Source organism: Micromonospora sp. CNB394 (assembly GCF_000374985.1).
GTDB lineage: Bacteria > Actinomycetota > Actinomycetes > Mycobacteriales > Micromonosporaceae > Micromonospora > Micromonospora marina.
Map to the genome: position 1 here is coordinate 1 of NZ_KB895887.1, position 8,333 is coordinate 8,333.

Genomic DNA, 8,333 nt, shown 5'->3' on the forward strand with positions numbered 1-8,333 from the left:
CACCCGGGCCTGCTGTCGCGCCGTCAACGCCTTCTGCTCGTTCGCGCGGCGTCCCCGTCGACGGGCATCCAAAGCCCGGTTTCCCTTACGGTCGAAGGCATCCACCCACCGCCACACCGTCTTGGGCGCCACCTGAAACGCCCTCGCCGCAGCGGCCTGACTCATCCCCGCCTTCACCGCCGCGACCACCCGGCGACGCAGATCCTCCTGCGCCGCCGGGGAAAGCGACCGCGTATCACGCACCATCACACCCATACATAACCAACGATAACGGCATATTTGGGTTACGGGTCAATAAAAGGGGCCCCCTCCTCTACCTGAGGCGTTAAGAGGGGGCCCTTCCTTACGCGGACTCGCGCAGTATCAGCTCGGTCGGCAGCACCAGCGCCTGCTCGACCTCCTCGCCCGCCGCGATGCGCAGCAGCTGCCGGGTCATCGACCGGCCCAGCTCGACTATCGGCTGCCGCACGGTGGTCAGCGGCGGTTCGGTGTACGCGGCCGTCTCGATGTCGTCGAACCCGATCACCGCCACGTCCTCGGGCACCCGTCGACCGGCCTCCCGCAGCGTCCGCAGGGCGGCGTGCGCCATCAGGTCGGAGGCGGCGAACACGGCGTCCAGGTCCGGGTCGGCGGCGAGCAGCTCACGCATCACGGCGGTGCCGGACTCCCGGGTGAAGTCGCCGTACGCGACCAGCTCCGGCAGCCCGGCCTCGGTGATCGCGCTGCGGTAGCCGATCAGCCGTTCGATCCCGGCGACCATGTCCTGCGGTCCGGCGATGGTGGCGATCCGGCGACGCCCGCCGGCGATCAGGTGCTGGACCGCCGTGCTCACGCCGCCTTCGTGGTCGACGTCCACGTACGGCACGTCGGCGCCGTCCAGTGGCCGTCCGCTGCACACCACCGGGATGCCGAGGCGGGCCAGCCGGCCGGGCAGCGGGTCCTCGCCGTGCAGCGAGGCGAACAGCACCCCGTCGACGTGCCGCCCGGTGGTGTACCGCTCGACCCGTTCGTGCCCGGCCGGCGAGCCGGCGAGCATCAGCACGAGCTGCTTGTCCGCCGCTTCCAGTTCCTGTGCCGCGCCCCGGATGATGCCCGGGAACACCTGGTCGTCGGAGAACACCCGGGTGGCCGCCTCGGGCAGCACCAGCGCGACCGAGTCGGTCCGCTGGGTGACCAGGCTGCGGGCGGCCAGGTTCGGGACGTACCCGAGTTCCTCGACGGCCCGGCGTACCGCCTGCCGGATCGGCTCGGCGACAGTGGTCGAGCCGTTCACCACCCGGGAGACGGTGGCCCGGGACACGCCGGCCAGCCGGGCCACCGCCTCCAGGGTCGGTCGCTGTGTCATCCCCGTTCCCACCATCTCGTCACAGCCCGTTCCGGGCGATCACCTCCTGGTACCAGCGGGCACTGCGCTTGGGTGTGCGCCGCTGGGTCAGGTAGTCGACGTGGACGATCCCGAACCGCTTCCGGTAACCCTCGGCCCATTCGAAGTTGTCCAGCACCGACCATACGAGATAACCGCGCAGGTCCACGCCGCGGGCGATGGCTTCGTGCGCCGCGCGCAGGTGCCCGTCGAGGTACGCGACCCGGTCGGCGTCGGCCACCCCGCCGTGCTCGTCGAGGCCGGTGTCCGGGAACGCCCCGCCGTTCTCGGTGACCATCAGCGGCAGTCCGGGGTGGTCGGCCGCCACCCGTTCCAGCAGCCGGGTGAGCCCGGCCGGCTCGATCGACCAGCCCATCTCGGTCAGCGGTCCGGCCGGCGGCAGGAACTCGACGGTCCCGGCGGTCCCCGGGTACGCGTCGCCGCCGGCACCGCCCGCCCGCCCGGCCACGTAGGTGGGCGCGTAGTAGTTCAGGCCGAGCAGGTCCAGCGGCGCGGCGATCAGCTTCTCGTCCCCGTCCCTGATGAAGTCGGGCGCGACGATCCGGCCGACGTGGGCCAGCACGTCCGCCGGGTAGCCGCCGCCGGTGAGCGGGTCCAGGAAGATCCGGTTGTGCAGGCCGTCGACGAGCCGGACCGCCTCCGCGTCGGCGTCGCTGCCCGCGTCCGCCGGCTGCACGTCGGCCAGGTTGAGCGTGATCCCGACGGTCTGTGCGCCGGCCGCGCGCAACGCCCGCGCCGCCAGGCCGTGGCCGAGCAGCAGGTGGTGTACGGCCCGGAACGCGTCACCGGCGTCGCGCCGGCCCGGGGCGTGCACGCCGGAGCCGTATCCGAGGTAGGCCGAGCACCACGGCTCGTTGAGCGTGGTCCAGGTGCGCACCCGGTCGCCGAGGCGGCTGTGCACGGCGAGCGCGTACTCGGCGAAGTGTTCGGCGGTCTCCCGGACCGTCCAGCCGCCCCGGTCCTCCAGCGCCTGCGGCAGGTCCCAGTGGTAGAGCGTCACGATCGGGTCGAGGCCGGCGTCCAGCAGCGCGTCGGTCAGCCGGTCGTAGAAGTCGAGCCCGCGCGGCTCGACCGGGCCGGTGCCGTCCGGCCGTACCCGGGGCCAGGACACCGAGAACCGGTACGCCCGCAGTCCCAGCTCGGCCATCATCGCGACGTCCTCGGCGTACCGGTGGTAGTGGTCGCAGGCCACGTCGCCGGTGTGTCCGGCGAACACCGCTCCGGGCGTACGGCTGAAGGTGTCCCAGATCGACGGGCCGCGACCGTCGTCGCGGGCGGCGCCCTCGATCTGGTACGCGGCGGTGGCCCCGCCCCAGACGAAGCCCTCCGGGAATCGGACGTTGCTCATGCCTTGACCGCACCTTCCATGATGCCGCCGATGATCTGGCGGCCGAAGACGACGAACACCAGCAGCAGCGGCAGCGTGGCGATGGCTGTGCCGGTGAACACCTGCGACATGTCCTGGTAGTACCCGTCGGAGAGGGCCCGCAGCGACAGCTGCACGGTGGGGTTCTCCGGGTCGTTCAGCACCGCGTACGGCCACAGGAAGTCGTTCCAGGTGGTCATGAACGTGAGCAGGCCGAGGACGGCGGCGGCCGGGCGCAGCGCGGGCAGCACCACGTTCCAGTAGATCCGCGCGGTGTTGCAGCCGTCCATCCGGGCCGCCTCGATCAGTTCGGTGCTGACCGCCTGGCCCGCGTACTGGCGCATCATGAACACGCCGAAGCCGGTGACGAGCGCCGGCACGATCACGGCGGGCAGCCGGTCGTTCCAGTTCAGCTTGGTCATCAGCAGGTAGAGCGGGATCACGCCGAGCTGGGTGGGGACCATCATGGTGGCGACGATGACCAGCAGCAGCGCGTTGCGCCCGCGGAAGCGCAGCTTGGCGAACGCGAACCCGGCCAGCGTGGAGAAGAACACCACCGAGATCGTGACGGTGGTCGCCACGATCGCCGAGTTGATCAGGCCGGTCAGGAAGTAGGCGTCGGTGTTGTCGAACAGCCGGGCGATGTTGGCGCCGAGGTTGCCACCGGGGGTGAGCGGCGGCGGCACCTGGCCCATCGTGTCGCTGGTCCGGCTGGCCACCACGAACATCCAGTAGATCGGGAAGATCGACAGGACGGCCGAGAGGGTCAGCGCCAGGTAGGTGAGCCGGTTGGCCGACCAGAGGCGGGTCATCGGGAGACCTCCTTGCGGGAGCCGCCGCCGAGTCGGCGCAGGAGCAGGACGTTTATCGCCGCGACCACGGCGATGAGCGCGAACAGCAGCCAGGCGACTGCGGAGCCGTAGCCGAAGTTGTAGTGCGGCGCGAACGCGTTCTCGAACATGTACATGGTCACCGTCTGTGACTCCCGCAGCGGCCCGCCGCGGATCGCGTTGGTGCCGGAGTTGAACATCCGCGGCTCGGTGAAGAGCTGGAGGCCACCGATGGTGGAGATGATGACCGCGAAGATGATCGTCGGCTTGAGCAGCGGCACCGTGATGGACCAGAACTGCCGGGCCCGGCCGGCGCCGTCGATCGCCGCCGACTCGTACAGGTCGCGGGGGATGGCCTGCATGGCGGCCAGGAAGATCAGCGCGTTGTAGCCGGTCCAGCGCCAGTCGACCATGGTGGAGATGGCGACCCAGGCGGCGAACCGGTTCGCCTTCCAGTCGATCGCGCTGATCCCGACGTGGTCGAGCAGCCAGTTGATCATGCCGAACTCGCGGCCGAACAGCACCGCGAACACGATCGCCACGGCGGCCGTCGAGGTGACGTTCGGGATCAGCACCGCCATCCGCCAGGTGGTGCGGGCGCGCAGCTGCCGGTTGAGCAGGTTGGCCAGCCAGAGCGCGGCGAGCAGCTGGGGGACCGTGGAGATCACGAAGATGCCCAGCGTGTTGACCACCGAGTGCCAGAAGTCCGGGTCGGCGAGCAACTGGGTGTAGTTGTCGAAGCCGATGAACGGGTGGTCGGCGCCGAGCAGGTCCCAGTCGTGCAGCGAGACCCAGAACGTGTATGCCAGCGGGTACGCCCCGAAGACGCCGAACAGCAGGAAGAACGGGGCGATGAACAGGTACGGCGAGTACTTGGTGTCGATCCGGCTGAGCCGGTTGCCCAGGCCGGGACGGGCAGGGCGGGGTGCCGGTGCGACCGGCGGGCGGGCGTCGAGCTGGACGGCCATGACCCGGGACTCCTTTCCGCCGTGCGGGCGGCCCCCGTGGCCGGGTGGCCGCCCGCACGCGCTGCTCGGGTTACTTGGCGGCGGCCTTCTCGGCGTTGGCGACCGCGTCGCTCCAGCCCTGCTCCGGGGAGCGCTTGCCCAGTTCCACGCTGCGGACGGCGTTCTCGACCTCGGTGCGTACGGCCTGGTTCTTCGGTCCCATGTAGACCGGCTTCAGGCTCTTGGCGCCCTCGGCGAAGATCTTCCCGACCGGCGCCTCGGAGAAGTAGGCGTTCTTCGAGTCCATGATCGCCGGGTCGTCCAGCGCCTGCGGGGACGACGGCAGCGGGCCCTTCGCCTTGAACGCGCCGATCTGGCCCTTGGCGCTGGTCAGGAACTTGGCCAGCTCGATCGCCTCGGCCTGGTGCTTGCTCTGCTTCGGCACGGCGAGGAACGAGCCACCCCAGTTGCCGCCGTTGCCGGGGATCTGCGCGATGTCCCACTTGCCCTTGGCGCCCGCGCCGGCGTTGCCCTCGATCACGCCGGTCATCCAGGCCGGGCAGGCGATGGTGGCGAACTTCGACTGCTTGAACGCCGACACCCACTCCTCGGACCAGGAGCCGTACTTGCCGGACAGCCCGGAGTCGATGATGTCCATCGTGGTGTCGTACGCCTGCTTCACCGCCGGGTTGCTGCCCACGACCAGGTTGTTGCCGGTGTCGTAGTAGCTGTAGCCGCTGCTGTTGCCGGCGGTCTGGAGCAGGATCGTGTTGAAGGTGTTCGTCGCGGCGTCCAGGAACGAGGCGCCGGTCTTCTTCGCGGTGAACTGCTCGCCGACCTTGATGTAGTCCTGCCAGGTGGGCCAGAGCTTGGACACGGCCTCCCGGTCGGTGGGCAGGCCGGCCTTGGCGAACAGGTCGGTCCGGTAGCACATCGCCATGCCGCCCACGTCGGTGCCGAGGCCGATGAGCTGCTTGCCGTCGGCGGTGAGCCCCTGGTTCCACTTCCAGTCGAGGAAGTTGCCCTTCAGGTCGGCCGCGCCGTGGTCGAGCAGGTTGACGAAGTTCTGCGGGTTGGCCTTGTACTCGACGAGCAGGCCCTCCTCGATGGCGACCACGTCGCCGGCGCCCTTGCCCGCGGCGAGCCACTGGGTGAGCTTGGGGGAGTACTCGTCGAGGTTGCCGCCCGTGCCGCGCTCGACGATCTTCACGCCAGGGTTGGCGGTCATGTACTCCTGGTAGAGATCTGCGTAACCGAACTGGCCGAAGACGTCGACGGTGAGCGTGATCGGCCCGTCGGCGGCATCGTCGCCGCCGCCGCAGGCGGTGGTGCCGAGCAACGCGGTGGCGGCGACCACTGCAACCGCCGCCAGGCGGCGGCGCGTGAAGGTGAGCATGCTGTCCTGACCTCTCGGGTCGTCGAAACGGGTGGTGGAAGGCGGTGCCAGAACTAAGAGAGCGCTCTCGCGACAGCGTGGTGGAGGGTCGTGGACCTTGTCAAGAGAGCGCTCTCAGAGGTATCCGAGAAGAAAGGAGGGGGGGCGACGACCGCCCCCCCTCCGTCCGGTGCCCCTCCTCAGCCGACCCGCAGGCCGCCCAGCAGGGACCGGTCGCCCGCCACGTCCAGCGTGTCGAAGCTGATCCGGCCCATCAGCGCCAGCAACAGATCGCTCGCCGTGCCGGCCACCTGCGCCCGCGCGTGGTGGTCGTCGTGGTCGAGGATCGTCGCGGTGTCCAGCAGCGCGACCCCCTCGCCCCGCAACCGCAGGTACCACTCCTGGGCGGCATCGGTCGCGTTCAGCTGCACCACGCCGCGCCACTGTCCCGGATGCGTCCGCCGCCCCGCCGGCAGCCAGGTGTCCAGCACCTCGCTCACCCCGTCGGCCGCGAGCTTCGCCTCGATCGGATCACCCGCACCGATCGCGAGCTGGGCGTCCCAGCGGTGCACAGCCGTCTCGTGCGCCAGCCGGCGCGGCCAGAAGACCGCCTTCTTCGGCTGCGGCGCGAAGTTCCACGCCGGCGCCTCCGGATCCGTCGCCTCCAGCAACGCGCTTACCCGCTCGTACTCCTGCGCGTACCACTGCGCCGCGGTCAGGCCCGCGGGCGGCTCCGGGTCGTGCCGCTCCGGGCGGGTCGCGATGCCCGCGGTCAGCACCGTGCCCGCCCAGGCGTACGCGCGGGTCAGGTGATGAGCGAGGTCGGTGACCGTCCAGCCGGGACAGGACAGCACGGGTGTCTCGGGCGGCGCCTCCGCCACCGCCGCGGCGAAGGCGGGGCCCTCCGTCCGCAGCGCGCCGATCCAGAAGTCCTTCGTGTGGTGCAGTCTGCTCATCGCCATCCTCCCGGGGGTGACCGGGCCACCAGTGGGTGCGCCGGCTACCCCTCAGCCTAGGGTGAAAGGCGTGTCAGACGTCTACGCCGAACCGGCTACTGCCGGTGACCCGACCGATCCGGCCACCCTGGCGCGCTACACCACACTCCGCCTCGGTGGCCCCGCCGGGCGGCTGGAGATCGCCGACGACGCCGCCCAGATCGTACTAAAAGTGCAGGAAGCGGAAGCCCGGGAGCAGTCCGTGCTGGTGCTGGCGGGCGGCAGCAACGTCGTGATCGGCGATCAGGGCTTCCCCGGCACCGTCGTGCTCGTGCGCTCCCGGGGGTTCCGGGTCGTCGCGGAGAACGGCGACACCGTCACGGTACGCGTCGAAGCCGGCGAGCCGTGGGACGACCTCGTCGCCGCCACCGTCGAGCGCGGCTGGTCCGGGCTCGAGTGCCTCTCCGGCATCCCCGGGTCGGCCGGCGCCACCCCGATCCAGAACGTCGGCGCGTACGGCCAGGAGGTCGCCGAGACGATCGTCGCCGTCGAGGCGTACGACCGGACCCGCCGTGAGGTGGTGCGGATCACCGCAGCCGACTGCGGGTTCGTCTACCGGGGCAGCATCTTCAAGTACAGCGACCGCTGGGTGGTGCTCACCGTCGACTTCCGGCTCACCCGGTCCCCGCGCTCCGGCCCGGTCCGCTACGCCGAGCTGGCCCGGGCACTCGGGGTCGAGGTCGGTGACCGGGTGCCGCTCGCCGACGCCCGCGCCACGGTGCGCAGGCTGCGCGCCGGCAAGGGCATGGTGCTGGACGCGGCCGACCCGGACACCTGGTCGGTGGGTTCGTTCTTCACCAACCCGGTCCTGCCGGCCGAGGTGTTCGAGCAGGTACGGGAACGAGCCGCCGACCTGGGGCAGCCGCCGAACTGGCCGGGCGCCGACGGGACGGTGAAGGTCAGCGCCGCGTGGCTGATCGACAAGGCCGGGTTCGGCAAGGGGTACGCGGGCCCCGAGGGTGTCGCGATCTCCAGCAAGCACACGCTCGCGCTCACGAACCGTTCCGGCGCCGCCAGTACGGCCGCGCTGGTGGCGCTGGCCCGCGAGATCCGCGACGGCGTGCAGTCCCGCTTCGGCGTGACCCTCCACCCCGAGCCGGTCCTCATCAACTGCACCATCTGACCCCGCCCCCGCCCTCGCCCCCGGACCCCCTCGCCCCGCCGATCTGACCGGTAAATGACCTGTACCACGGTGGGTTTTGGGCGCGCGGGGGTGGCCCGGCGTCGGTGGGTCGACGCGGGTGGGGTTGGGGTGTGGGGTGTCAGGTGGCGGGTTGCAGGGTGACGGTGTGGCCGAGGGATTCGAGTTGTCGGACGAGGCTGTTGGTCCTGCGGGTGGTGTTGATCCGGCGGTCGTGGAAGTCGGCGCCGAGGTCGTGGTAGCGGGCCGTCGGGTCAGCGAGTAGGTGCCAGATGATCACGAGGATGGACCGGGC

At 70.7% G+C, this 8,333-nt stretch carries 8 protein-coding genes; 1 reads left to right on the plus strand and 7 read right to left on the minus strand.

What is annotated here, in order from left to right:
* The 7 genes from C569_RS0129105 to C569_RS0129135 all read right to left on the minus strand — a co-directional run.
* The coding region (locus C569_RS0129105; RefSeq protein WP_026268794.1) for a helix-turn-helix domain-containing protein at positions 1–255 on the minus strand (255 nt) is incomplete at its 3' end.
* Between the two features lie 88 nt (positions 256–343).
* On the minus strand, positions 344–1,345 hold the full coding sequence (locus C569_RS0129110; protein ID WP_018789226.1) for a LacI family DNA-binding transcriptional regulator: 1,002 nt from the start codon (positions 1,343–1,345) through the stop codon (positions 344–346).
* A 19-nt stretch (positions 1,346–1,364) separates the two neighbouring features.
* Complete coding sequence (locus tag C569_RS0129115; RefSeq protein WP_018789227.1) at positions 1,365–2,732, minus strand: GH1 family beta-glucosidase; 1,368 nt, start codon at positions 2,730–2,732, stop codon at positions 1,365–1,367.
* Positions 2,729–3,562: a carbohydrate ABC transporter permease gene (locus tag C569_RS0129120; RefSeq protein ID WP_018789228.1), complete on the minus strand. Its 834-nt coding sequence runs from the start codon at positions 3,560–3,562 to the stop codon at positions 2,729–2,731. Before C569_RS0129120 ends, C569_RS0129115 begins: the two co-directional genes overlap by 4 nt.
* A complete protein-coding gene (locus tag C569_RS0129125) occupies positions 3,559–4,548 on the minus strand; it encodes a carbohydrate ABC transporter permease (RefSeq protein WP_018789229.1) in 990 nt (329 codons plus the stop codon). The genes C569_RS0129120 and C569_RS0129125 overlap by 4 nt, the downstream gene beginning before the upstream one ends.
* A gap of 70 nt (positions 4,549–4,618) precedes the next feature.
* The gene (locus C569_RS0129130; protein ID WP_018789230.1) at positions 4,619–5,923 is read right to left on the minus strand and encodes an ABC transporter substrate-binding protein; all 1,305 of its coding nucleotides are present in this window, start codon (positions 5,921–5,923) and stop codon (positions 4,619–4,621) included.
* 179 nt (positions 5,924–6,102) lie between these two features.
* Complete coding sequence (locus C569_RS0129135; RefSeq protein ID WP_018789231.1) at positions 6,103–6,858, minus strand: maleylpyruvate isomerase family mycothiol-dependent enzyme; 756 nt, start codon at positions 6,856–6,858, stop codon at positions 6,103–6,105.
* A 70-nt stretch (positions 6,859–6,928) separates the two neighbouring features.
* On the opposite strand from C569_RS0129135, the gene C569_RS0129140 reads away from it, so the two are divergent.
* Entirely contained in the window at positions 6,929–8,020 is a 1,092-nt protein-coding gene (locus C569_RS0129140) for a UDP-N-acetylmuramate dehydrogenase (protein WP_018789232.1), read from the plus strand.
* Positions 8,021–8,333: the final 313 nt, after the last annotated feature.